Annotated in this window: 24 protein-coding genes; 11 read left to right on the forward strand and 13 right to left on the reverse strand. The window is 60.2% G+C overall.

The genetic code is table 11. From position 1 onward, the window contains the following. Positions 1–32: 32 nt before the first annotated feature. The 3 genes from iscR to trmJ all read right to left on the reverse strand — a co-directional run bounded on the left by iscR (position 33) and on the right by trmJ (position 2,258). Positions 33–524 (reverse strand): Fe-S cluster assembly transcriptional regulator IscR, encoded by a 492-nt coding sequence (gene iscR / locus ACEN9A_RS24310; protein ID WP_003227911.1) that lies wholly within the window; start codon positions 522–524, stop codon positions 33–35. Between the two features lie 184 nt (positions 525–708). Next, positions 709–1,485 (reverse strand): serine O-acetyltransferase, encoded by a 777-nt coding sequence (cysE, locus tag ACEN9A_RS24315; protein ID WP_019647768.1) that lies wholly within the window; start codon positions 1,483–1,485, stop codon positions 709–711. Between the two features lie 2 nt (positions 1,486–1,487). Then, positions 1,488–2,258 carry a tRNA (cytosine(32)/uridine(32)-2'-O)-methyltransferase TrmJ gene (trmJ, locus tag ACEN9A_RS24320; RefSeq protein WP_019647767.1) on the reverse strand — a complete coding sequence of 257 codons (771 nt, stop codon included), beginning with the start codon at positions 2,256–2,258 and terminating at the stop codon, positions 1,488–1,490. Positions 2,259–2,403: 145 nt separating this feature from the next. On the opposite strand from trmJ, the gene suhB reads away from it, so the two are divergent. Then, positions 2,404–3,222, forward strand: a complete 819-nt coding sequence (gene suhB, locus ACEN9A_RS24325) for a type III secretion system regulator SuhB (protein WP_007941397.1) — start codon at positions 2,404–2,406, stop codon at positions 3,220–3,222. A 399-nt stretch (positions 3,223–3,621) separates the two neighbouring features. Here the strand turns inward: suhB and rplS are convergent, their stop codons facing one another. From rplS to ffh, 5 genes are all read right to left on the reverse strand, one after another. Next, positions 3,622–3,972 (reverse strand): 50S ribosomal protein L19, encoded by a 351-nt coding sequence (rplS, locus tag ACEN9A_RS24330; protein WP_003175895.1) that lies wholly within the window; start codon positions 3,970–3,972, stop codon positions 3,622–3,624. A gap of 45 nt (positions 3,973–4,017) precedes the next feature. Next, positions 4,018–4,791 (reverse strand): tRNA (guanosine(37)-N1)-methyltransferase TrmD, encoded by a 774-nt coding sequence (trmD, locus tag ACEN9A_RS24335; RefSeq protein WP_172901170.1) that lies wholly within the window; start codon positions 4,789–4,791, stop codon positions 4,018–4,020. Next, a complete protein-coding gene (gene rimM, locus ACEN9A_RS24340) occupies positions 4,773–5,309 on the reverse strand; it encodes a ribosome maturation factor RimM (RefSeq protein ID WP_086944744.1) in 537 nt (178 codons plus the stop codon). Before rimM ends, trmD begins: the two co-directional genes overlap by 19 nt. Positions 5,310–5,314: 5 nt before the next feature. Further along, positions 5,315–5,566 carry a 30S ribosomal protein S16 gene (rpsP, locus tag ACEN9A_RS24345; protein WP_003198088.1) on the reverse strand — a complete coding sequence of 84 codons (252 nt, stop codon included), beginning with the start codon at positions 5,564–5,566 and terminating at the stop codon, positions 5,315–5,317. Positions 5,567–5,816: 250 nt separating this feature from the next. Then, positions 5,817–7,193: a signal recognition particle protein gene (gene ffh / locus ACEN9A_RS24350; protein WP_007941401.1), complete on the reverse strand. Its 1,377-nt coding sequence runs from the start codon at positions 7,191–7,193 to the stop codon at positions 5,817–5,819. Between the two features lie 210 nt (positions 7,194–7,403). On the opposite strand from ffh, the gene ACEN9A_RS24355 reads away from it, so the two are divergent. The 3 genes from ACEN9A_RS24355 to ACEN9A_RS24365 all read left to right on the forward strand — a co-directional run bounded on the left by ACEN9A_RS24355 (position 7,404) and on the right by ACEN9A_RS24365 (position 11,123). After that, a complete protein-coding gene (locus ACEN9A_RS24355; RefSeq protein ID WP_019647764.1) occupies positions 7,404–8,216 on the forward strand; it encodes a cytochrome C assembly family protein in 813 nt (270 codons plus the stop codon). 12 nt (positions 8,217–8,228) lie between these two features. Continuing rightward, positions 8,229–9,461, forward strand: a complete 1,233-nt coding sequence (locus ACEN9A_RS24360; RefSeq protein WP_258671081.1) for a transporter associated domain-containing protein — start codon at positions 8,229–8,231, stop codon at positions 9,459–9,461. Positions 9,462–9,806: 345 nt separating this feature from the next. After that, a complete protein-coding gene (locus ACEN9A_RS24365) occupies positions 9,807–11,123 on the forward strand; it encodes an MFS transporter (protein ID WP_258671082.1) in 1,317 nt (438 codons plus the stop codon). A gap of 42 nt (positions 11,124–11,165) precedes the next feature. Here ACEN9A_RS24365 and purT read toward each other — a convergent pair whose 3' ends face one another. The 5 genes from purT to ACEN9A_RS24390 all read right to left on the reverse strand — a co-directional run bounded on the left by purT (position 11,166) and on the right by ACEN9A_RS24390 (position 14,527). Then, a complete protein-coding gene (gene purT, locus ACEN9A_RS24370; protein WP_258671083.1) occupies positions 11,166–12,347 on the reverse strand; it encodes a formate-dependent phosphoribosylglycinamide formyltransferase in 1,182 nt (393 codons plus the stop codon). Between the two features lie 90 nt (positions 12,348–12,437). Then, positions 12,438–12,905 (reverse strand): VUT family protein, encoded by a 468-nt coding sequence (locus ACEN9A_RS24375; protein WP_018927079.1) that lies wholly within the window; start codon positions 12,903–12,905, stop codon positions 12,438–12,440. Between the two features lie 211 nt (positions 12,906–13,116). Further along, positions 13,117–13,338: a DUF1289 domain-containing protein gene (locus ACEN9A_RS24380; RefSeq protein ID WP_105340210.1), complete on the reverse strand. Its 222-nt coding sequence runs from the start codon at positions 13,336–13,338 to the stop codon at positions 13,117–13,119. Next, complete coding sequence (locus tag ACEN9A_RS24385; protein WP_007936184.1) at positions 13,335–13,859, reverse strand: gamma carbonic anhydrase family protein; 525 nt, start codon at positions 13,857–13,859, stop codon at positions 13,335–13,337. Before ACEN9A_RS24385 ends, ACEN9A_RS24380 begins: the two co-directional genes overlap by 4 nt. A gap of 68 nt (positions 13,860–13,927) precedes the next feature. Then, the gene (locus tag ACEN9A_RS24390; RefSeq protein ID WP_018927081.1) at positions 13,928–14,527 is read right to left on the reverse strand and encodes a CoA pyrophosphatase; all 600 of its coding nucleotides are present in this window, start codon (positions 14,525–14,527) and stop codon (positions 13,928–13,930) included. A 146-nt stretch (positions 14,528–14,673) separates the two neighbouring features. Between ACEN9A_RS24390 and ACEN9A_RS24395 the strand changes: the two genes are divergently transcribed. The 7 genes from ACEN9A_RS24395 (at position 14,674) to nagE (ending at position 23,687) form a co-directional block, all read left to right on the forward strand. Continuing rightward, entirely contained in the window at positions 14,674–15,225 is a 552-nt protein-coding gene (locus ACEN9A_RS24395; protein ID WP_019647760.1) for an NUDIX hydrolase, read from the forward strand. 66 nt (positions 15,226–15,291) lie between these two features. Continuing rightward, positions 15,292–15,795, forward strand: a complete 504-nt coding sequence (locus ACEN9A_RS24400) for a L,D-transpeptidase family protein (protein ID WP_019647759.1) — start codon at positions 15,292–15,294, stop codon at positions 15,793–15,795. Between the two features lie 473 nt (positions 15,796–16,268). Then, positions 16,269–17,000 (forward strand): GntR family transcriptional regulator, encoded by a 732-nt coding sequence (locus tag ACEN9A_RS24405; protein ID WP_258671084.1) that lies wholly within the window; start codon positions 16,269–16,271, stop codon positions 16,998–17,000. Positions 17,001–17,051: 51 nt separating this feature from the next. Next, on the forward strand, positions 17,052–18,158 hold the full coding sequence (gene nagA / locus ACEN9A_RS24410) for an N-acetylglucosamine-6-phosphate deacetylase (protein WP_258671085.1): 1,107 nt from the start codon (positions 17,052–17,054) through the stop codon (positions 18,156–18,158). Beyond that, positions 18,151–19,161: an SIS domain-containing protein gene (locus ACEN9A_RS24415; protein ID WP_258674213.1), complete on the forward strand. Its 1,011-nt coding sequence runs from the start codon at positions 18,151–18,153 to the stop codon at positions 19,159–19,161. Before nagA ends, ACEN9A_RS24415 begins: the two co-directional genes overlap by 8 nt. Positions 19,162–19,422: 261 nt before the next feature. After that, positions 19,423–21,939, forward strand: a complete 2,517-nt coding sequence (gene ptsP / locus ACEN9A_RS24420) for a phosphoenolpyruvate--protein phosphotransferase (protein WP_258671086.1) — start codon at positions 19,423–19,425, stop codon at positions 21,937–21,939. Between the two features lie 32 nt (positions 21,940–21,971). After that, positions 21,972–23,687 (forward strand): N-acetylglucosamine-specific PTS transporter subunit IIBC, encoded by a 1,716-nt coding sequence (nagE, locus tag ACEN9A_RS24425; protein WP_258671087.1) that lies wholly within the window; start codon positions 21,972–21,974, stop codon positions 23,685–23,687. The last annotated feature ends 66 nt before the right edge of the window (positions 23,688–23,753 follow it).

Below are 23,753 nucleotides of genomic sequence, written 5' to 3' on the forward strand. Positions count from 1 at the left end.
GGCTGGCTGGCGTGCCGCTAGCTCTTTGGCTGTCATTCGACGGCGGACGCTTCAATCTTGTCCAGGCGTGGCGCCTTGCTGTTGCAACGACGCTGGTCCTGACGCTGGGCTACTTCTTGCACCTCACGGCGAGTTACAAGGTCAGCCAAGCTGATACCGCTCAGAAATTCGTGAATCTGCAGGCTAAGATCGCACCACAAATGGTGAGTCAGACAGGTGTCGCCGGAATGGCAATCGCCCTGGCCCTGGCACTTGGTTGCATCGACCGATTCGTTGACCGCATCGATTACCTGGGCGACCTGGATGCCCTGCATGTCGCGGGACAATTGGTAGCCACCGCCCGGACCGCGAACACTGGACACCAGATTGCTACGGCGCAATTTGGCGAAAAGCTGCTCGAGGTAGGACAGGGAGATGCCTTGGCGCTCGGAGATATCGGCCAGGGACACCGGCCCGTGCTGCGCGTGTAACGCCAGGTCAAGCATGGCGGTCACGGCGTATCGGCCTTTTGTAGTCAGTCGCATGGACAATTACCACGGAGTTCGGAATGGGGCGAGTATGCAATTCCCGAGTATTTAAGTCAACTATAAGACCTAGTGCTTTACTCAGGTTTACCCGCAAAAGAGCGCGCGCATCATAGCAGGGTCTACGGCGTAATGGCACACCAACCAGCGCGGTGCAAATGCCTGAATGCGACCCTGCTGTGAATCAGCTGGCCTTGCTTTCGTCCTTGCCCTTCACACAGGCAAAGTCTTCTTCGCGCAGTTCAGGCAGATCCTTGGCACAGTAATTACTGCCCAGATCCTTCAGAGCACCGCACATACCCTCCAGACGACCATCGACCGCCTGCAAGTGATCGAGCAATTGGCCGATCGCACGGGCCACCGGGTCCGGCATGTCTTCGCCGACTCCGTAGGCATCGAAACCGATCTTCTCGGCCATGGCCTTGCGCTTGGCATCCTGCTCATCGTCGGACTTGACGATAATCCGCCCCGGAATCCCCACCACCGTTGCCCCCGGCGGAACCGCCTTGGTAACCACGGCATTGGAACCCACCTTGGCCCCGGCACCGACAGTGAATGGGCCGAGCACCTTGGCGCCCGCGCCAACCACCACGCCATCTTCCAGGGTCGGGTGACGCTTGCCCTTGTTCCAGCTGGTGCCACCGAGGGTCACGCCCTGATAAAGGGTGACATCGTTGCCGATCTCGGCGGTCTCACCAATAACGATGCCCATGCCATGATCGATAAAGAAGCGACGACCGACCTTGGCCCCCGGATGAATCTCGATTCCGGTCAACCAGCGACCGAAGTTCGACACCAGCCGCGCCAGCCATTTCAGGTCCGCGCGCCACAGGGCCGCCGACAAACGGTGAATCCAGATGGCATGCATGCCCGGGTAGCACGTCAGGACTTCAAAAGCGTTACGCGCCGCCGGGTCTCGATGGAATACGCTCTGGATATCTTCACGCAAACGCTCAAACATCATTAATCCTTCCGCTTTAGAAGCTCGCCACGGGCCGCCTTCTGGGTTTCCGTGAGGATGCCACGCAATATATTCATTTCCGCCCGGCTGACCGAGCTGCGTCCGTACAACCGGCGCAGGCGCGCCATCAAGTGCCGCGGTTTTTCCGGGTCGAGGAATTCGATGGCCACCAGGGTTTGCTCCAGGTGCTCATAGAATCGCTCCAGCTCATCCATGGTCGCCAACTCACCACTCTTGGTGGACGCCACTTCCTCCTTCTCGACCTTGCTCGGCTGACCTTGGGCCGCCAGCCAGGACATACGCACTTCATAGCTCAATACCTGCACCGCCGCCCCGAGGTTCAGCGAACTGAACTCGGGGTCTGATGGGATGTGCACGTGATAATGACATCGCTGCAGCTCTTCGTTAGTCAGGCCGGAATCTTCACGACCGAACACCAATGCGATCTCCGCGCCCTGCCCCGCTTCCTCGACCACCCTCACACCGCACTCACGGGGATCGAGCAGCGGCCAGGGAATGCGACGATCACGGGCGCTGGTACCCAGTACCAGATTGCAGCCGACCAAGGCATCTTCCAAGGTGGCGACGACTTGCGCGTTTTCAAGGATGTCCCCGGCGCCGGACGCACGCGCATCGGCCTCGTGGTGCGGGAACAACCGCGGCTCGACCAGCACCAGTCGCGACAGGCCCATGTTCTTCATGGCACGCGCAGCACCGCCGATATTTCCGGGATGACTGGTATTGACCAGGACGACACGAATGTTTTGCAGCAAGGGAGGCGCTCTCGAACACATTATCGGGAGCAGAATCTTACAGCTCCTCCTACCGTTAAGCCATGAAAGCGAACACCGACCTTCTCCTGTAGAAACTTTCTGATAGAATGCCCGGCTTTCTTTAACAACCTTAGGTGACACATCCATGCAGCCCATGCTGAATATCGCGCTGCGCGCCGCCCGCAGCGCCAGTGAATTGATCTTCCGCTCCATCGAGCGCCTGGATACCATCAAGGTCGACGAAAAAGACGCCAAGGATTACGTATCCGAGGTGGATCGCGCCGCCGAACAGAAAATCATCGACGCACTGCGCAAGGCCTACCCGAATCACTCGATCATGGGTGAAGAGACCGGCCTGCACGCCGGCACCGGCATCGAAGGCGAAGAATACCTGTGGATCATCGACCCACTGGACGGCACCACCAACTTCCTGCGCGGCATTCCTCACTTCGCTGTCAGCATCGCCTGCAAATACCGCGGTCGCCTGGAACATGCTGTTGTTCTGGACCCGGTTCGCCAGGAAGAATTCACCGCCAGCCGTGGTCGCGGCGCTCAACTGAACGGTCGTCGCCTGCGCGTCAGCGGCCGTACCAGCCTGGACGGCGCCCTGCTGGGTACCGGCTTCCCGTTCCGTGACGACCAGATGGACAACCTCGACAACTACCTGGGTATGTTCCGCGCCCTGGTTGGCCAGACCGCCGGCATCCGCCGCGCCGGCTCGGCAAGCCTTGACCTGGCCTACGTGGCTGCCGGCCGTTTCGACGCCTTCTGGGAGTCAGGCCTGTCCGAGTGGGACATGGCTGCAGGCGCCCTGCTGATCCAGGAAGCCGGCGGCTTGGTGAGCGACTTCACCGGCGGTCACGACTTCCTGGAGAAAGGTCACGTCGTTGCCGGCAACACCAAGTGCTTCAAGGCAGTACTGACCGCGATCCAGCCGCACCTGCCAGCTTCGCTGAAGCGCTAAGGGCCCAAGCCCAAAAAGCCGCAACACTTAAAGCAAACGCCCCGACTGGTTCGGGGCGTTTGCTTTTGTGCGAACAAAATCCCCAAGTTAAGCCATAACGCGATATGTAGCAGCTGGCGCAGCCTGCGTTCGGCTGCGCAGCAGTCGCAAAATCAGAGATTGCGGTACGCCAGACAGACCGCATTAGCCGGATTCACGACTGCTTCGCAGCCGGACACTGCCTCGCTGGAGCTCGACAGCTGCTACAACCGAACGCAGCCTTCGGCAGCTGCTACAGGAAGCGCGCCGCAGTTTTTTTATATGCAGCCATAACGAAAAATGCCCCGCATCTTTCGATACGGGGCATTTTCTTGAAAAGCCAACCTGAGCAGGCCAGCTTTTCGGCATCGGAAGCTGGACTTAAGCCAGTTTTTCCTTGATGCGAGCTGCTTTACCGGACAGGTCACGCAGGTAGTACAGCTTGGCCTTACGTACATCACCGCGACGCTTGACAGCCATGCTGTCGATTTGCGGGCTGTAGGTCTGGAAAGTACGCTCTACGCCAACACCGTTGGAGATTTTACGAACGGTGAAAGCACTGTTTACGCCGCGGTTACGCTTGGCGATAACTACGCCTTCGAACGCTTGCAGACGCGAACGATCGCCTTCCTTCACTTTCACCTGAACGACAATGGTGTCGCCCGGGGCAAAGGTAGGGATCTCTTTAGTCATCTGCTCTGCTTCGAGTGCAAGGATGATTTTGTTAGTCATGCTGTGCTCCTAAGGTAAATCGTCGGATCTACCATCGATACGTTGTTAACTATCGTCCCGCTCGCGGATGTATTCCTCGAGCAGCTTCTTCTCTTCTCCAGAAAGCGAGCGGCTTTCCAGAAGATCGGCGCGTCGTTCATAGGTCCGACCAAGGGACTGCTGTAAACGCCAACGCCGGATGTGCGCGTGATTGCCACTTAGCAATACGTCGGGAACACGCTGATCCGCATACACCTCCGGTCGGGTGTAGTGCGGGCAATCCAGCAAACCATCCGTAAAGGAATCTTCCTCAGCGGAGTCCGCATGCCCTAAAGCTCCAGGCAGCAGTCGTGTAACCGCATCGATCAGGACCATCGCCGGCAGCTCGCCGCCAGACAGTACATAGTCGCCAATCGACCACTCTTCATCGACATGAGCATCAATAAAACGCTCGTCAATGCCTTCATAGCGGCCGGCAATCAGGATCAATGCATCCAGATTCGCCAACTCGCGCACCGCCGACTGTGTCAGTTGACGGCCTTGGGGGGACAGGTAAATTACCTTCGCCGCCTCCCCGGCTGCTGCCTTGGCCTGAACCAGAGCATCTTCCAGGGGCTTGATCTTCATCACCATGCCCGGACCACCGCCAAATGGGCGATCATCCACAGTGTGATGTCGATCCGTCGTGTAGTCTCGCGGATTCCAACAGGTAAGCTGCAACAACCCCTGTTTCACCGCCCGACTGGTGATGCCGTACTCGCTGATGGCGGAGAACATCTCGGGAAACAAACTGATCACTTCTACGCGCAGGTTAGCCACGTTTAGAAGTCCGCATCCCATTCCACCTTCATCTCGCCCGCTGCCAGATCGACGGCCAACACGCATTGCTCGGTATACGGCAACAGGCGTTCGCGATCATCCAGGCTGCCAGCGCAAGGCTTGACCACCATTACATCATTGGCGCCGGTTTCCAGAAGATGATCGATTTTCCCGAACAATTGCCCGTGAGTATCGATGACCTTCAGACCTTCCAGCTGGTACCAGTAGTACTCGCCATCGGTCAATTCAGGGAACAGGTTGCGCGGCACGCAGATCTCATAACCAGCCAGAAGACGAGCTTCTTCACGATCATCAAGACCCTTGAGCTTTGCGACCAGGAACTTGTCGTTCCCGCGTCCGCTGACCAGCTCGACCTGTTTTACGCTGCCTTCGCGCCTGAGCGTCCAGGTTTTGTAGTCCAACAGGTTTTTAATCGGATCAGTAAAGGAATACACCTTCACTTCGCCGCGAACGCCGTGAACAGAATAAATCTTGCCGATAACGATCAAATCATCAGCAACAGCTGGCGTCGCGTTCATATTGCTCAGGCCGCAGCCTTAGCAGATTCCTTCAACAACTGAGCAACGCGCTCAGAAGGCTGTGCACCAACGCTCAGCCAGTAGGCTACGCGCTCTTGGTTCACGGACAGACGAACTTCTTGACCACGAGCAACAGGGTTGAAGAAACCAACCTGTTCCTTGTGCGAACCGTCACGCGGGTTGCGGCTGTCGGTTACGGTCAAGTGGTAAAACGGGCGCTTTTTGGAGCCGCCAAGGGCAAGACGGATTGTTAGCATGTGAACATCGTTCCTGTAGTCGGTGCTGCAAATCTAAATGCACAGCGGGCATAGGTGCCCGAAAGGCCGCATATTCTAAGGAATATCCGGACTTTTGCAAATGTCTTTTTCCGGCGCCTATCGGCGTGCCATCCAGATTTGCTATAGAGCCATCGTTGAAGATGGCCAGTCAGCTCCCGCCAAGTGCGGGTTTGCTGGAGATCCCACGTCCGTGTGGGTCGGCGCAGGAGCAAGCTCCTGCGCGAATTCTTTACATCTTGGGCATGCCGCCGCCGGGCAACATACCGCCCATGCCGCGCATCATTTTGGCCATTCCGCCTTTCGCGGAGAATTTCTTCATCATCTTCTGCATCTGCTTGTGCTGCTTGATCAAGCGACCGATGTCCTGCACCTGGGTGCCGGAACCCATGGCGATCCGGCGCTTGCGCGAACCACTGATCAGCTCAGGGTCGCGGCGCTCGGCCGGGGTCATGGAATTGATGATGGCTTCCATCTGCTTGAATTGCTTCTCTGCCGCGCCCTGGGCATTGCCCATCTGCGCCAGGTTCACACCGCCGATATTCGGCAGCTTGTCCATGAGGCCGCCGAGACCGCCCATGTTCTTCATCTGCTGCAGCTGATCGCGGAAGTCTTCGAGATCGAAACCCTTGCCCTTCTTCAGCTTCTTGGCCAGTTTGTCGGCCTTGTCCTTGTCGAGGGTCGCTTCGGCCTGTTCGATCAGGCTGAGCACGTCGCCCATGCCGAGGATGCGCGAGGCGATACGCTCAGGATGGAACGGTTCGAGCGCTTCGCTCTTCTCGCCCATACCGATGAACTTGATCGGCTTGCCGGTAATGGCACGTACCGACAGTGCGGCACCGCCACGGGCATCACCGTCGACCTTGGTCAGGATCACACCGGTCAGCGGCAATGCATCACCGAAGGCCTTGGCCGTGTTGGCGGCGTCCTGGCCGGTCATGGCATCGACCACGAACAGGGTTTCGACCGGATTGATCGCGGCGTGCAGCGCCTTGATCTCGCCCATCATCTCTTCGTCGATGTGCAAACGACCGGCGGTGTCGACAATGACCACGTCGATGAATTTCAGCTTGGCTTCTTTAATAGCCGCTTGCGCGATATCGACCGGCTTCTGGCTCAGGTCGGACGGGAAGAACGTCACGCCGATGTCGTTGGCCAGGGTTTCCAGCTGCTTGATCGCCGCCGGACGGTAAACGTCCGCGGACACGACCATGACCGACTTCTTCTTGCGCTCTTTAAGGAAGCGCGCCAGTTTGCCGGCGGTGGTGGTTTTACCCGCACCCTGCAAACCGGCCATCAGAACCACGGCCGGTGGAACGGCGCTCAGGTTCAAATCTTCGTTGGCCGCGCCCATCAGGCTTTCGAGTTCGGCCTGGACGATCTTCACGAAGGCCTGGCCCGGCGTCAGGCTGCGCGACACCTCGGTGCCGACAGCGCGTTCCTTGACCGAATTGACGAAGTCTTTGACCACCGGCAAGGCGACGTCGGCCTCGAGCAACGCCATGCGCACTTCACGCAGGGTGTCTTTGATGTTGTCTTCGGTCAGCTTGGCCTTGCCGGTGACATGGCGCAGCGTCTGCGAGAGACGGTCGGTTAAGTTTTCAAACATTGCGCGATCCTTTCAGGCCCTGTGTAGACCGGGATAATGGCGGCCCAGACCGGAATCAACATGTGCTCGGCGAGCCTGCGGCGTGGGCAGGTCGCGGATTATAGCGAAGACTGCGTCTGGCGGACACCTCGCCGTCAGCTTGCATAGTCTTTCGTGCCGTATGGGTTCTATGCCAAACTCAACGCCTTTCGGGCCTGCCTAACAGGATTTATGCTCCCCTTGTCACCCAGTTTGCTTACTACTCTCGCCGCCGCCTGCTTATATGCCGCTGCGACCTTCTATCAAGGCACTCGTCTGGCCTCCGGCGCCAAGGCGAACAAACGCCTGTTGGTCACGCTCGGCGTACTGGCCGTGCTGGCCCACAGTGCCAGCCTGATCAGCTATCTGCTGACTCCGGTCGGCCTGGCCCTGGACTTTTTCAGCGCCGCCAGCCTGATTGCCGCAGCGGTCATCGCCCTGACCTTGCTGGCCTGTTCACGGATTCCGGTGGAAAACCTGCTTATATTGCTGTTCCCGCTGGGCGCCGCAACCGCGCTGCTGGCACAGTTCGCCCCCGCTGGCACGGTGCAGATCATTGACGAAGAGCCAGGCATTCTCGCCCACATCCTCTTGTCGATTCTCGCTTACGGCATGTTCACCATCGCGGTGTTCCAGGCCTTGCTGCTGCTGGTTCAGGACCATCAGCTCAAGCACAAGCATCCGTCTGGGCTGATCAAGAACTTCCCGCCGCTGCAAACCATGGAAAGCCTGCTGTTCGGTTTCCTCTGGGCCGGCTGGAGCCTGCTGTCGCTGTCGCTGATTTCCGGCTGGCTGTTCGTCGAGAACCTGTTCGCCCAGCACCTGGTGCATAAAACCCTGCTGGCGTGCCTGGCCTGGATCGTGTTCAGCGTGCTGCTCTGGGGGCGCAACCGTCTCGGCTGGCGCGGACACAAAGCCATCCGCTGGACCCTTGCCGGTTTCTGCCTGCTGATGCTGGCGTATTTCGGCAGCAAGCTGGTCCGCGAATACATTCTGCACATCTGACGGGCGGCATTAATGGACGACTTGCCCATAGGGCCGATGCTTGCGGTGCTGGCCCTGCTGATTCTATGGTCGGGGCTGTTTACCGCCATCGAAGTTGCACAACAGCAGTTGCTGGCCCAGCGCACAGCCTCGCGCTCCAGCGACAAACCCGTGGCCAAGCTGAGTTTTCCGCTCAATAGCCTGATCCTCTGCAATACCCTCTGCCGCGCGCTGGTGGTGGTTATCAGCACCCTGCTGGCGATTTTCACCTGGGCACAAAACGGCCCGTGGATTGCCTGCCTCGGTGCCGGCGCAGTGTTGCTGGTGTTCGCCGACTACCTGCCACGCGCCCTCGCCGCCCGCTATCCGGATGCCGTCCTGGCCTTGGGCAACACACTGCTCGGCATACCGTTGAAAATCGTCTATCCCGCCGCATGGCTACTCAATGGCATCAGCCAACTTCTGATGCGGCCATTCGCCCGCAAAATCAACGTGGTGCAGCAAAGCGAAGACGAGGCACCGGCAGATCGGCACGACGATCACGAACACGCGGCCTATCGCCCACTGTCAGGTATCCACGCACTGGATAACATCACGGTCAACGATATTCTGGTGCCACGCAGCGACGTCGACGGGATCAACCTGGACGACCCCCTCGAAGAAATCATCGAGCAACTGCGCCACAACAAACGCACCCGCCTGCCGGTATTCCACAGCGACATCAACCAGGTTGAAGCGGTGCTCAACACCCGACAGATCCGTCATTTGCTGCCGGATTCAAGCCTGACCGTGGAAGCGCTGCTGGCGGCCAGTCACGAACCGTACTTCGTGCCGGAAAGCACGCCGTTGCAGCTGCAATTGCTGAACTTCCACAAGCAGCAGAGGCGCTTGGGCATGGTGGTCGACGAGTACGGGGAAGTACTGGGTATCGTGACCCTGGAAGATATTCTCGAAGAAATCGTCGGAGAGTTCGAAAGCCAGCACACCCTGGATAACCCGCACATTCACCCGCAGGCCGATGGCCGACTGGTAATTGATGGCGCAGCGTCCATCCGCGAACTGAACAAGAGCCTCGGCTGGCATTTGCCCAGCGATGGTCCGAAAACCCTCAACGGTTTGGTGACCGAGGCGTTGGAGACGATTCCGGACAGTGCGGTGTGCCTGAAGATCGGGCGATATCGGCTGGAAATTCTGGAGACGGAAGAGAATCGCGTCACACGCGTGCTGATCTGGCATACCAGTTCGGCTCCTGCGCTTATCCGTTAGTTTGCCAAAAGATCGCAGCCTCGCTTCGCTCGACAGCTCCTACAAGGGAACTCATTCCAAACTGTAGGAGCTGTCGAGCGAAGCGAGGCTGCGATCTTTTTCAATGTCCATGCCCTTGTTCGATCGTTAGCCGCCTTCCTATAATCAAGCCGGCTTACCCAAGCCTCCCGCCGACCCACGTGCTTACCCCGCATGCAGCAGGTTCCGGCCAGTTCTTCGACAACATCCGCACCACTGCGGCGACTATTCCTACCTTGAATAGCGACCGTGTCTCAACCCACATCCCTGGGTATTCGACCATAATAATTCGCTCCACTGGGGCACATGACTGTCAGGGATAACTGCATGACGACCAGCACAACGTTCAGCGACACCACGCCAGCCCAACCGACGAACTCCGCCACCCGCGTGGCTACCGCGAGTTTCATTGGCACGGCTATCGAGTTCTATGACTTCTACGTCTACGCCACTGCCGCGGCGCTAGTGATCGGCCCGGTGTTCTTTCCACAAACCTCCGGCACCGCCCAGATGCTGTCGGCGTTCCTTACCTTCGGTATCGCCTTCCTTGCACGACCATTGGGTTCGGCGCTGTTCGGCCATTTCGGTGACCGCATCGGACGCAAATCGACACTGGTTGCCTCGCTGCTGCTGATGGGTGTGTGCACCACATTGATCGGCGTGCTGCCGGGTTACGACAGCATTGGTGCCTGGGCGCCGATCCTGCTTTGCGTGCTGCGCTTCGGCCAGGGTCTGGGGCTGGGCGGTGAATGGGGCGGCGCCGCATTGCTGGCCACGGAGAACGCGCCCAAAGGCAAGCGAGCCTGGTTCGGCATGTTTCCGCAGCTCGGCCCATCGATCGGGTTTCTGGCGGCCAACGGCCTGTTCCTGACCCTGGCCATGAGCCTGAACGACGAGCAATTCCGTTCGTGGGGCTGGCGGATTCCGTTCCTGCTCAGTGCCGCACTGGTAATGGTGGGCCTGTACGTACGCCTCAAGCTCCACGAAACCCCGGTGTTCGCCAACGCCGTGGCTCGCCAGGAGCGGGTGAAGATTCCGTTGGTCGAGCTGTTCAGCCAATACTGGGCACCGATGCTGCTGGGCGCCGGGTCGATGGTGGTGTGCTATGCGCTGTTTTACATCTCGACAGTGTTTTCGCTGAGTTACGGTGTGTCGACGCTTGGCTACACCCGGGAAACCTTTCTCGCCCTGCTGTGTTTCGCGGTGCTGTTCATGGCGGCCGCAACACCGCTGTCAGCCTGGGCCAGCGACCGTTTCGGGCGTAAACCGGTGCTGATCATTGGCGGCGTGCTGGCGATTCTGTCCGGATTCTTGATGGAACCGCTGCTGACCCATGGCTCGACCTGGGGTGTGGCGCTGTTCCTGTGCATAGAACTGTTTCTGATGGGCGTGACGTTTGCGCCGATGGGCGCGCTGCTGCCGGAGCTGTTTCCGACCCACGTGCGCTATACCGGCGCATCGGCGGCTTACAACCTGGGCGGTATTGTCGGCGCCTCGGCGGCACCGTTCTTTGCGCAAAAACTGGTGGCGATGGGCGGTTTGAGTTATGTCGGCGGGTATGTGTCGGGGGCGGCGGTGCTGAGCTTGATAGCGGTGCTGTGCCTGAAGGAGACGCGCAATAACGATTTGAATCGGGTTGCCTGATAGACCGCCATCGCGGGCTTGCCCGCGATGGCCCCGCCTCGGTTACAGCTCTACGACGACAGCTTGGGACGCGCGGGTCGCCTTGGCACGAGCGGCCTCGATCGACTCATCACGCGCCAACGCCACACCCATCCGCCGCTGACCATTGACCTCAGGCTTGCCGAACAGACGCAACGCAGTATCCGGCTCGCTCAAGGCTGCACCCAGGTTGGCGAAAGCAGTCTGAGTCGACTGCCCTTCCACCAGAATGACCGCCGACGCCGATGGGCCGAACTGACGGATCAATGGAATTGGCAGGCCCAGGATCGCCCGTGCGTGCAGCGCGAACTGCGACAGGTCCTGGGAAATCAGGGTCACCAGACCGGTGTCATGCGGGCGCGGCGAGACTTCGCTGAACCACACCTGATCACCCTTGATGAACAACTCGACGCCAAACAGGCCACGACCGCCCAAGGCTTCGGTGACCGCTTTGGCAACGCGCTCGGATTCGGCCAAGGCAACCGGGCTCATAGCTTGTGGCTGCCAGGATTCCTGGTAGTCGCCCTTCTCCTGACGGTGACCGACAGGCGCGCAGAACGTAGTGCCGCCGACGTGACGCACGGTCAGCAGAGTGATTTCGTAGTCGAAGTCGATGAAGCCTTCGACGATCACGCGACCTTTACCGGCGCGGCCACCCTCTTGAGCGTAATCCCAGGCTTTCTGCACGTCATCGACGCTGCGCAGCAGGCTCTGGCCTTTACCCGAGGAACTCATGACCGGCTTGACCACGCACGGGAAGCCCAGGTCTTCGACTGCCTTGCGGTAATCCTCGAAGGTGTCGGCGAAGTGGTACGGCGATGTCGGCAGGTCCAGCTCTTCAGCGGCCAGGCGGCGGATGCCTTCGCGGTTCATGGTCAGCTGCGCGGCGCGAGCGGTCGGGATCACGGTGAAACCTTCGGATTCCAGCTCCACCAGGGTCGCGGTGGCGATGGCTTCGATTTCCGGCACGATGAAGTGCGGCTTCTCGGCTTCGATCACCGCACGCAGGGCGGCGCCGTCAAGCATGTTGATCACATGGCTGCGATGGGCGACTTGCATGGCCGGCGCATTGGCGTAGCGATCCACGGCAATCACTTCAACGCCCAGGCGTTGCAGCTCGATCACCACTTCCTTGCCCAACTCACCACAGCCACACATCAATACGCGGGTCGCGGTTGGCGACAATGGAGTTCCGATACGGGTCATCTCAGGTCCTCAAAGGAGCGGATCATCGAGGGAAGCGCGCTTCCCATGGGGAGAAAGCGCGGCATTTTACATGAACCTGAGGGTTTGGCTTCAGCTGACGACAGCCTGTTTACGCAGGCGCCATGCCATGGCCAACCAGACCACGGTGACGCCCGCGAACTTCGAACCCAGCGCAGTGAAGATCACGCCCGGTGTGAGCGCATCGATCATGCCGAAGAAGATGAAGGTGTCCAGCGGGATGCTCAGGGCCGAACTTATCCACAGGCGATCGTGCAACGGGCGCTTGGTGAGGCTGAACACCAGCCAGTCGATGCATTCGGACACGGCGAACGCCGTGGCACTGGCGAGAGCAATTGAGGGATCGGAGGTGACGTAAGACAGCCCCAGCGCCACTAGCATCGCCGCGATCGCGCCATGGCCGAAGCGGGTTTGCACCATGTCGCGCAGCACGAACACCAGGCCACCCCAGGCCGACCAGATGATGTCCAGGTGCGGGGCGGTGGAAAAGGCGTAATTGATCAGCACGACGCTGCTGATGTAGGCGATCAGGAAGAGCATGGGACGGGGAATACCTGTCAATTTTGTGCACAGGGTACTTCATCTTCAGCGCACAGATAACCTGTGGCGAGGGAGCTTGCTCCCGCTGGGGCGCGAAGCGGCCCTGAAATCTGGGGTGGGGTGGCCTGTCAGATGGAATGTATTGGTCAATTTTGGGGCTGCTTCGCAGCCCAGCGGGAGCAAGCTCCCTCGCCACAATGCACCAAACGATTCAGGAATCGGATTTGGAAGGCAACATCCAGATCAGCCCACTCGATTTCGCCCGTTCATGACACAACCCCAACACCTTGCGCCGTTCCTCGTTGTCCATCCGGCTCCAGCGGGTGATCTCTTCCACCGTGCGCTGACACCCGGTGCAAATGTCATCCTCATCCAGCGCACAAATGCTCACGCACGGCGACGGGACCGGTCGCTCACGTTCAGGGGTGCTCATTGTTCCTGCTCGACCAGATCGCGGGCATAACGCTGCGAGTTGTGCACATAGTGCGCGGCGCTGGCTTCAAGCATCTTCTTCTGCGGCTCGGTCAGCTCGCGTACCACCTTGCCCGGCGAGCCCATGACCAGCGAGCCGTCCGGAATTTCCTTGCCTTCACCGATCAGCGAGTTGGCGCCGATGATGCAGTTCTTGCCAATTTTCGCGCCGTTGAGGATCACCGCGTTGATGCCGATCAGACTGTAATCGCCCACCGTGCAGCCGTGGAGCATGGCATTGTGACCGATGGTCACGCCGGTACCGATGGTCAGCGGATAGCCCATGTCGGTGTGCATCACGGTGCCGTCCTGCACGTTGCTGTTCTTGCCGATCAGGATCAATTCGTTGTCGCCACGCAACACGGCGTTGAACCAGACGTTGGCGCCCTCTTCCAGTTTGACCTTGCCCACCAGCACGGCATTGGGTGCGACCCAGCTCTGCGGATGGGTCTCGACGCGGGCGTCGCCCAGGCGGTATTTCATCTTGTTGTCCTCACGACCAGGCTGGCTCACTAGCGAAAAGCAGGATTCACGCCATACGAGCGATGGCTTCAGGTGTTGATAAAACTCTTGGGCGGTTGATGCAGGCTGATTTTCGCGTCATAGAGCAGGTTGATCAACTCGACGATCATGATCGCCGTCAACCCCCAGATCTTGTACTCGCCATAACGATAGCTCGGCACGTACCAACTGTGGCCTTGATAGTCGATGCGGTGGGTGTGCTCGCGCGGGTCCTTGCGGAAGAATTCCAGGGGCACGCTGAACACTGCGGCGATCTCGGCATCGTTGGCCAGGTATTCGACGAAATCCGGAATCACGCCGACATAGGGCGTGACCTTGATGCCGTGCAGGGAGATCAGCGGGCTCAGTGGACCGATCACTTCGACCAGCCCCGGCGGCAGGCCGATTTCTTCTTCGGCCTCGCGCAGAGCGGTAAAGATCAGATCAGGGTCTTCAGGGTCGCGTCGACCGCCGGGAAAAGCGACTTCACCGCCATGGGTCGAGAGCCCGCTGGCGCGAAGGGTCAGGACCAGTTCAGGTTCGTCACTGCGCGTGATGGGCACCAATACCGCGGCTTCGGGGAAACGTCGGTCGGTTTCCAGCGTACGCGGTGTGTGATTGCTTACCCGGTGCAGTAGCTCGTCCAGCATGAGTCTTCTCGATCTGTGCCTTACCCTGCATCATGCACCAATCGCACCGGCCGCCCAACCCCCGAACAGCCTCATGTCGCGAAACGACAACTTGCCGACCGACACCGCTGCACGCCAAGATAGGCGCAGCATTCAGGAACCCAAGCATGAAATTTTGCAGTCAATGCGGCAACCCGGTGACCCAGCGCATTCCCGAAGGCGATTCGCGCCTGCGTTTTGTCTGCGACAGCTGTCACACCATTCATTACCAGAACCCCAATATCGTCGCCGGTTGCGTGCCGACCTGGGGTTCGAAGATATTGCTGTGCCGTCGCGCCATCGAGCCACGGCTCGGTTATTGGACCCTGCCCGCCGGTTTCATGGAAAACGGTGAGACCATCGAACAGGCCGCCATTCGCGAGACCGCCGAAGAAGCTTGCGCCCGGGTACGCAACCTGAGCATCTATACGCTGATCGATGTGCCGCACATCAGTCAGGTGCATGTGTTCTTTCGCGCTGAGCTTGTGGATCTGGATTTTCGCGCAGGCCCCGAGAGCCTGGAAGTGCAGCTGTTCGAAGAGGCCGATATTCCTTGGGGCGAACTGGCTTTCCGCACGGTGGGCCGTACATTAGAATGCTTCTTCGCTGACCGGCGGACCGAGGTCTACCCCGTGCGGTCCGAATCGATCCCGCCACTCGCTCAGCCTGCCATCATCTAAGCACTTGTTAGTAAAAAACCATCTATAAATAAAATAGTCGCGACACCTCTTAGGGATATCGTTTCAATGCGCTGGTTGCTTGCCCTGTTTTGCTTATCGTTCGTCGCAGTCTCCCAGGCTTCCGTCGCGGCCGCCCCGGACGGTAAAGTCATCGAAAAAGTTCTGGTCCTCAAATCTGCCCATCAGTTGCAGTTGATCAACGATGGCAAGCCGTTCAAAACCTATCGCATTTCATTGGGCAAACGCCCCATTGGCCCAAAACTGATGGAAGGTGATAAACGCACCCCCGAAGGCCTTTACTGGCTGGACTGGCGCAAGACCAGCGATCGTTACAACCTGGCGATGCACATCTCCTACCCCAACATCAGCGATTCCGCCCGTGCCCGGCGCGAAGGCGTCGAGCCTGGCGGCATGATCATGATCCACGGTACTCCGGACACCGAAGAGAACCCGGAAAACCTGTTCCACACGCTGGACTGGACCGACGGCTGCATCGCCATGCGCAACATGGACATGCGCGAAGTGTGGGGCCTGGTACCGGACGGCACGATGATCGAAATCCGCCCGTAAAGGGCTTTTGCGGTGGGGGAGCCTACCTGTGGCGAGGGGGCTTGCCCCCGTTGCGCTGCGAAGCAGTGCTAAAACCTGAAACTGCATCCTGTCTGGCTCACCGCGCCTGCTGATTTTGCGACTGCTTCGCAGCCGAACGGGGGCAAGCCCCCTCGCCACAGCAGCTGAGTTCGTGTTCTGGCCGCTACCTTCGGTCGGCTTCAAAAAAATAAATCAAAAGATCGCAGCCTTCGGCAGCGCCTACCGGGTAGATACCAATGCTCCCTGTAGGCGCTGCCTCAGGCTGCGATCTTTGCTTTCAAAATCCCCACCTCTAATACCACTTGAAACCAAGTCCTCTGAAGACCACCCACAAGGGCTGGTTTTGCTGCGTCCACAGCAAAGTACTGGCATTGACATGGTATTTAAGTGGTATTAGTTTCGCCGCATTACCGGGCGACAACAATCCTATATCCGCATCGGACCAAACCTACATGAACGACCTACGAGCCCTACGCCCTGACGACACCCAGCCCACGCCGCTGTACTTGCAACTGGCGCGCAATCTGGAAGCGGCAATCCACGCCGGCCAGTGGAAAGCCGAGCAGGCCATGCCGTCGGAACGCAACCTCAGCGAAATGCTGGGCATCTCCCGCGTCACCGCACGCAAAGCGCTGGAAGTGCTGTTCGAGCAAGGCCTAATCCGCCGCAACCAAGGTTCCGGCACGTTCATCACGCCACGCCTGGAACAACCGCTGTCGCGTCTCTCGGGCTTCAGCGAAATGCTCCGCCTCAAGGGTTTCGTCCCCGGCTCGCAATGGCTGGAACGGGAAATCACCCCGCCGACCCACGAAGAACTGATCCGCCTCGGTCTCTCGCCCAACGACAAGGTCGCGCGGCTCAAACGCTTGCGCAAAGCCGACGACACAGTGATGGCAATCGAGATGAGCACCCTGCCCGCGTCGATCATTCCCAAGCCCCAAGCGGTAGGCGATTCCCTCTACGAATACCTCGACGGCATTGGCAAACCGGTGGTCCGCGCCCTGCAACACATTCAGGCGATCAACGCCTCCGACGAATTCGCCGCGCTGGTGGGCATCGCCCCCGGCACCGCCATGCTGCTGATGACCCGGGTCGGCTACCTGGAAGACAACACGCCGATCGAAGTCACCGACACCTATTGCCGCAACGACTACTACGACTTCGTCGCAGAACTTCGCCGCTAGCCAAACTGCTTCGTCGTTAAGTCACGGCGCCGTTAAACCAGAGAGCTGCCCATGTCCGAAGACAACATCCTCACCGCCCACGGCTGGGTTCGTGGCCGGCTGATCCATGAGCACGGCAAGGTCGTGTCCATCGAAGGCCAGCCGTGCGATCCGGCGGACAACGACCTGCCTTACCTGCTGCCGGGTTTCATCGACCTGCACGTTCACGGCGGCGGTGGCAAAGACATCATGGAAGGCGCGCCAGCCTTCGAAACCATCACCAGAACCCACGTGCGCTTCGGCACCACGTCGCTGCTGGCGACCACCATGACCGCGCCGAGCGAAGAGATTTCCAGTGTGCTCAAAGCCGTCGGCGAGTTCTGCGAGCAGCGGCCCAAAGGCAGCGCCCGGGTACTCGGCGTGCATCTGGAGGGCCCCTACATCAACCCCGGCAAACTCGGCGCCCAACCGAATTTCGCCCACACCGCGTTGATGACCGAAGTCGAGGAATACCTGGCACTGGCGCCGATCCGGGTGATCACCATTGCCCCGGAAATCGCCGGCCACGACGGTTTGATCCGCGCCCTCAGCGCTCGCGGCGTGCGCATGCAAATCGGCCACACGCTGGGCAGTTACGAGGAAGGCGTCGCCGCGCTGGCCGCCGGCGCCAGCAGTTTCACCCACCTCTACAACGCCATGAGCCCGCTGCATCACCGCGAACCCGGCATCGTCGGCGCGGCGCTGGCCCACGCCAAATACGCCGAGCTGATTCCGGACTTGCTGCACGTGCACCCCGGTGCGATCCGCGTGGCCCTGCGTTCGATCCCGTGCCTGTATTGCGTCACCGATTCCACCGCCGCCGCCGGCATGCCCGACGGCGAATACAAGCTTGGCAGCCACACCGTGACCAAATGCCTGGGCGGAGTGCGCCTGCCCGACGGCACGCTGGCCGGCAGCACTCTGACCATGGATCAGGCTCTGCGCAATCTGGTGAAGATCGGTCTGCCGATCAGCGAAGCCTCGCAACGTCTTTCGCAATTCCCCGCCGACTACCTCGGCCTTCAAGAACGCGGGCGCCTGCAACCCAGCGCCTGGGCCGACTGCGTGCGGCTGGATCGCTCACTCACACTGACCGCCGTCATGGTCGAAGGAGAAGACATTGACTTCAAAAATGCTTGAAGAGGCGCTGTCCTCGTTCGAGGCCGTGCAAGCCCAATTGCAGCAACTCGACCCGCAGATGATCGAGATCGCCGGACGCCTGCGCCGTCAGCCGCCGCAAGTGGTGATGACCGTGGCTCGTGGCAGCTCCGACCATGCGGCGAGCTACTTCGCCTACCTGACCATGCAGCAACTGGGCATTCCGGTGGCGTCGTTGCCAATGTCGGTGGTGACCATGCAACAAGCGCCGTTGAAGGTCAGCGGCCAGGTCGCGTTCGCCTTCTCGCAGTCGGGGCAGAGCCCGGATCTGGTGAACAGCCTGCGTCTGCTACGCAAGCGCGGCGCCCTGAGCATTTCCATGGTCAATGCCGAGAACTCGCCTTTGGAAGCGGCCTGCGAATTCAGCCTGCCGCTGTGCGCCGGCACCGAAAGCAGCGTCGCCGCGACCAAGAGTTTTATTGCCACCCTCACCGCCAGCGCCCGCCTGATCGCCCACTGGAAAGAAGATGTGGAGTTGCTGGAAGCCGGCTTTGCCCTGCCGGATGGTTTGCGCGAAGCGGCGCAACAGGACTGGAGCCTGGCTATCGATACGTTGCGCAATTGCCAACGCTTGATGGTGATCGGCCGTGGCGCCGGTTTCGCCATCGCCCAAGAAGCGGCACTCAAGTTCAAGGAAACCTCGGCGATCCAGGCCGAAGCCTTCAGCAGCGCCGAAGTGCGGCACGGCCCGATGGCGTTGATCGACGAGAACTACCACCTGCTGATCTTCGCCCCGCGCGGTGCCGAGCAGGCCGGGTTGCTGAGCCTGGCCGCCGACATGCGTCAACGCGGCGCCCGCGTGCTGCTGGCCGCGCCAGATGACGTCGCCGAACGCGACCTGACCCTGACTCGTGCCGAACACCCGGCCCTGGACCCGATTCTGGCGATCCAGAGTTTCTACGTCATGGCCGCCGGCCTGGCCGTCGCCCGCGACATGAACCCGGACCAACCGCGCCATTTGAGCAAAGTGACGCGCACACATTGAAGGCGGGCGAATCCGCCGTAGGAGCTGTCGAGCGGAGCGAGGCTGCGATCTTTTGATCCTGCCTTTGAAAAGCAAAGTCAAAAGATCGCAGGCTTCGCCAGCTCCTACAAAAGCTCGGCGTACACCCTGTAGGAGCTGCCGAGTGAAACGAGGCTGCGATCTTTTGATCCTGCGTTGAACAGATCGCAGCCTCGCTCCGCTCGATAGCTCCTACAGAGGGCGAGTTGATCCGAACCGTAGTTTTATTGATGAGACCGAGCCATGCACAACAACAATAAAGAGCTGACCCTCAGCGCCCCGCTCAGCGGCCCGGTGCTCACACTCGCCAAAGTCCCGGACCCGGTGTTCGCCAGTGGCGCCATGGGCGACGGGATCGCCATCGATCCATTGAACGACACGCTGTATTCACCCTGTGAAGCGGTCGTGATCCACGTCGCCCGCACCGGTCACGCCATCACCTTGCGTGCCGATAACGGTGCCGAGTTACTGCTGCACCTGGGCCTCGATACGGTCGAGTTGCAGGGTGTCGGTTTCTCGATGCTGGTCAAGGAAGGTGCACGAGTCAGCAATGGCCAGCCGCTGCTGCGCTACGACCTGGACCAGGTCGCCCAGCAGTGCAAAAGCCTGGTCAGCCTGATGATCCTGACCAACAGCCAGGACTTTCAAGCACGACCGATTACGCTGAAATCGGTGAAGGTCGGCGATCCGTTGCTGCACGTCGTGCCGAAAGTAACCAACGGCGTGCAGATCGACATCGAGGTCGTTGGCATCGAGGTTCAAGGGCATGTTCATGTCGCCCATCGCGGTGGCTTGCACGCCCGGCCTGCGGCGCTGATCCGCCAGACCGCCCAACAGTTCAAGAGCAAATCCTGGCTGCACTTCGCCGGTAAATCGGCAGCCTGCGACAGTTTGATCGGCCTGATGGGGCTGGCTGTCGGTGAGCAGGATGAAATCCTTGTCAGCTGCCAAGGGCCGGACGCCGAAGCTGCGCTGCAAGCTTTATTGGCCGCGTTATCCACAGCCCTGGCCGAAGACAACCACGCTGCCGCATCAACACCAATAACCCAACGCAATCGCCCCGCCGAAGCGGGCGTGCTGCACGGCGTGTGCGCGGCGCCCGGCCTGGTGGGTGGGCCGTTGTTTCGTCTGAACTCGATCAGCCTGCCAATAGATGCTGGTAATCATGAGCCGAAGCAACAACGTCACGCGCTGGACACCGCGCTGACTCAAGTACGCAGCGAAATCGACGGCACACTGGCCCAAGCGAAGAAGCACAAGAACACCGATGAAGAAGCCATCTTCGCCGCGCATCTGGCGTTGCTCGAAGACCCGGCGCTGCTCGATGCGGCTCATCAATCCATCGACCAAGGCATCGCCGCGACTCACGCCTGGAGTCAATCCATCGACGTGCAATGCGAGGTGCTGCTGCAACTCGGCAGCCCGTTGCTGGCCGAACGCGCCAACGACCTGCGCGACCTCAAGCAACGGGTGCTGCGTGCCCTGCTCGGCGAAGCCTGGCATTACGACGTGCCGGCCGGCGCTATCGTCGCGGCCCATGAACTGACGCCGTCCGATTTGCTGCAACTGAGCCAGCAAGGGGTGGCAGGTTTGTGCATGGCCGAAGGTGGCGCGACGTCCCATGTGGCGATTCTCGCTCGCGGCAAAGGCTTGCCGTGCATGGTTGCACTGGGCTCGACGCTGCTCGATCAGGAGCAAGGTCAAGCGGTGGTGCTGGATGCCGACGGCGGTCGCCTCGAACTGATGCCGACTGCCGAGCGCCTGGCCGAGGTGCATCAGGCGCAACTCGATCATCAGCAACGTCGCGCGCTTCAACAGTCTCAGGCCCACGTCCCGGCAGTGACACTTGATGGTTTGCCAATCGAAGTCGCCGCCAATGTCGCGTCCAGTGCCGAGGCAGCTGATGCCCTGGCCAACGGTGCCGATGGCGTCGGTCTGCTGCGTACCGAATTCCTCTTCGTCGACCGCCAAACCGCACCGGACGAACAGGAGCAGCACGTTGCCTATCAAGCCGTGCTCGACGCCATGGGCGACAAGTCGGTGATCATCCGCACCATCGATGTCGGTGGTGATAAACAGCTCGACTATTTACCGCTCCCTGTCGAAGCGAACCCGGTGCTTGGTTTGCGCGGCATTCGTCTGGCTCAGGTGCGCCCGGAACTGCTGGATCAGCAACTGCGCGCCCTGCTGCAGGTCAGCCCGCTGTCGCGTTGCCGGATCCTGTTGCCGATGGTCACCGAAGTCGATGAGTTGCTGCACATCCGCCAGCGTCTCGACGCATTGTGCATTGAACTCAATGTGAGTGAACGCCCGCAGCTGGGCGTGATGATCGAGGTTCCGGCCGCCGCGCTGCTGGCCGAGCAACTGGCCGAGCATGCGGACTTCCTGTCCATCGGCACCAACGACTTGTCGCAATACACCCTGGCCATGGACCGCGACCACGCTGGTCTCGCCGCCCGCGTCGATGCGATGCACCCGGCGCTGCTGCGGCTGATCGCCCAGACCTGCGCCGGTGCGGCGGTGCATAACCGCTGGGTCGGGGTCTGCGGCGCCCTCGCTTCCGATCCGTTGGCCACACCGGTATTGATTGGCCTGGGGGTCAGCGAGTTGTCGGTCAGCCCGGTGCAAATCGGTGAAATCAAGGACCGCGTGCGCCACCTCGACGCCACCGAATGCCGACGCATCAGCCAGGACCTGCTCAAGCTGAGCAGCGCCGGCGCGGTGCGTCATGCCTGTCACCAGCAATGGCCTCTGAGCTGAACAACAACGATAAGAATCCAGGGAGATCCGCCATGTACCAATACTTCATCGAAGGCCTGCAGCGCCTCGGTCGCGCACTGATGCTGCCGATCGCGATCTTGCCGATTGCCGGGTTACTGCTGCGTCTGGGCGACACTGACCTGCTGGACATCGCGATCATCCACGACGCCGGCCAGGTGATTTTCGCCAACCTGGCGCTGATCTTCGCCATCGGCATCGCGGTCGGCTTTGCCAAGGACAACAACGGCACCGCAGGCCTGGCCGGTGTCATTGGTTATCTGGTGATGATCTCCACCCTCAAGGTGCTCGATTCGAGCATCAACATGGGCATGCTGGCCGGGATCATCAGCGGCCTGATGGCGGGAGCGCTGTACAACCGCTTCAAAGACATCAAGCTGCCGGAATACCTGGCGTTCTTCGGCGGGCGGCGTTTCGTGCCGATTGTCACCGGGTTCGCGGCGGTTGGCCTCGGCGTGGTGTTCGGCTACATCTGGCCGCCAATCCAGCATGGCATCAACGGCTTCGGCACGTTGATGATGGAGAGCGGCAGCTTCGGTGCGTTCATCTTCGGCGTGTTCAACCGCTTGCTGATCGTCACCGGCCTGCACCACATCCTCAACAACATGGCGTGGTTCGTGTTCGGCAACTTCACCGACCCGACCACGGGCGCACTGGTGACCGGCGACCTGTCACGCTACTTTGCCGGCGACCCGAAAGGCGGCCAGTTCATGACCGGCATGTTCCCGATGATGATCTTCGGCCTGCCCGCCGCGTGCCTGGCGATGTACCGCAACGCCCTGCCGGAACGGCGCAAAGTCATGGGCGGGATTTTCCTGTCCATGGCCCTGACCTCGTTTTTGACCGGCGTCACCGAACCGATCGAATTCGCCTTCATGTTCCTCGCACCGCTGCTGTTTTTACTGCACGCGTTGCTGACGGGGCTGTCGATGGCCGTCACCAACCTGCTGAACATTCACCTGGGGTTTACCTTTTCCGGCGGTTTCATCGACATGATTCTGGGCTGGGGTGAATCCACCAACGGCTGGCGCGTACTTCCCGTGGGTCTGGCGTATGCAGTGATCTACTACGTGGTGTTTGATTTCTGTATCCGCCGCTTCAACCTCAAGACGCCGGGGCGTGAGGATGTTCCGGCTGGCGACAAAGTTGTGGTCGCCGAGAATGAGCGCGCCGGTGCATATATCAAGGCGCTGGGCGGTGCGGAGAATTTGATCACGGTGGGTGCGTGTACGACACGGTTGCGGTTGGACATGGTTGATCGCAACAAGGCCTCGGATGCGGACTTGAAAGCATTGGGTGCGATGGCGGTAGTGCGTCCGGGCAAGGGCGGCAGTTTGCAGGTGGTGGTCGGGCCGATGGCGGACAGCATCGCCGATGAGATCCGCTTGGCGCTGCCTGCTTTGGGTCGCGCGGTTATCGCCTCCCCTGCCGTTGATATCGATGAGCCAAAACCTGTGGCAGTAACGAACACTGAAGCCCAGCAATGGTTGAAGGCGCTGGGCGGCGGCGAGAATGTGCTGCAGATGGACTGCATCGCCATGACCCGGATTCGGTTGCAGCTGGCGGATGGCACGGGGTTGTCGGAAGGCCAGTTGAAAACGCTTGGTTGCCAGGGTGTCAGCCAACTTGAGGACGGCATTTGGCATCTGTTGATTGGTGAGAAGGCAGCGAGTTTGAGTGGTGCGTTGGAAGCGTTGGTTAATCGCAGTGAGGTGAGTGCCAGGGTTTAGATCGTTGGTGGCTGCCCGAGAAGAGGCCCGCACTCCCAATGAAAATCTCAAAGCCCGCTGACCGTC

This window comes from Pseudomonas sp. Pseusp18 (assembly GCF_059506005.1).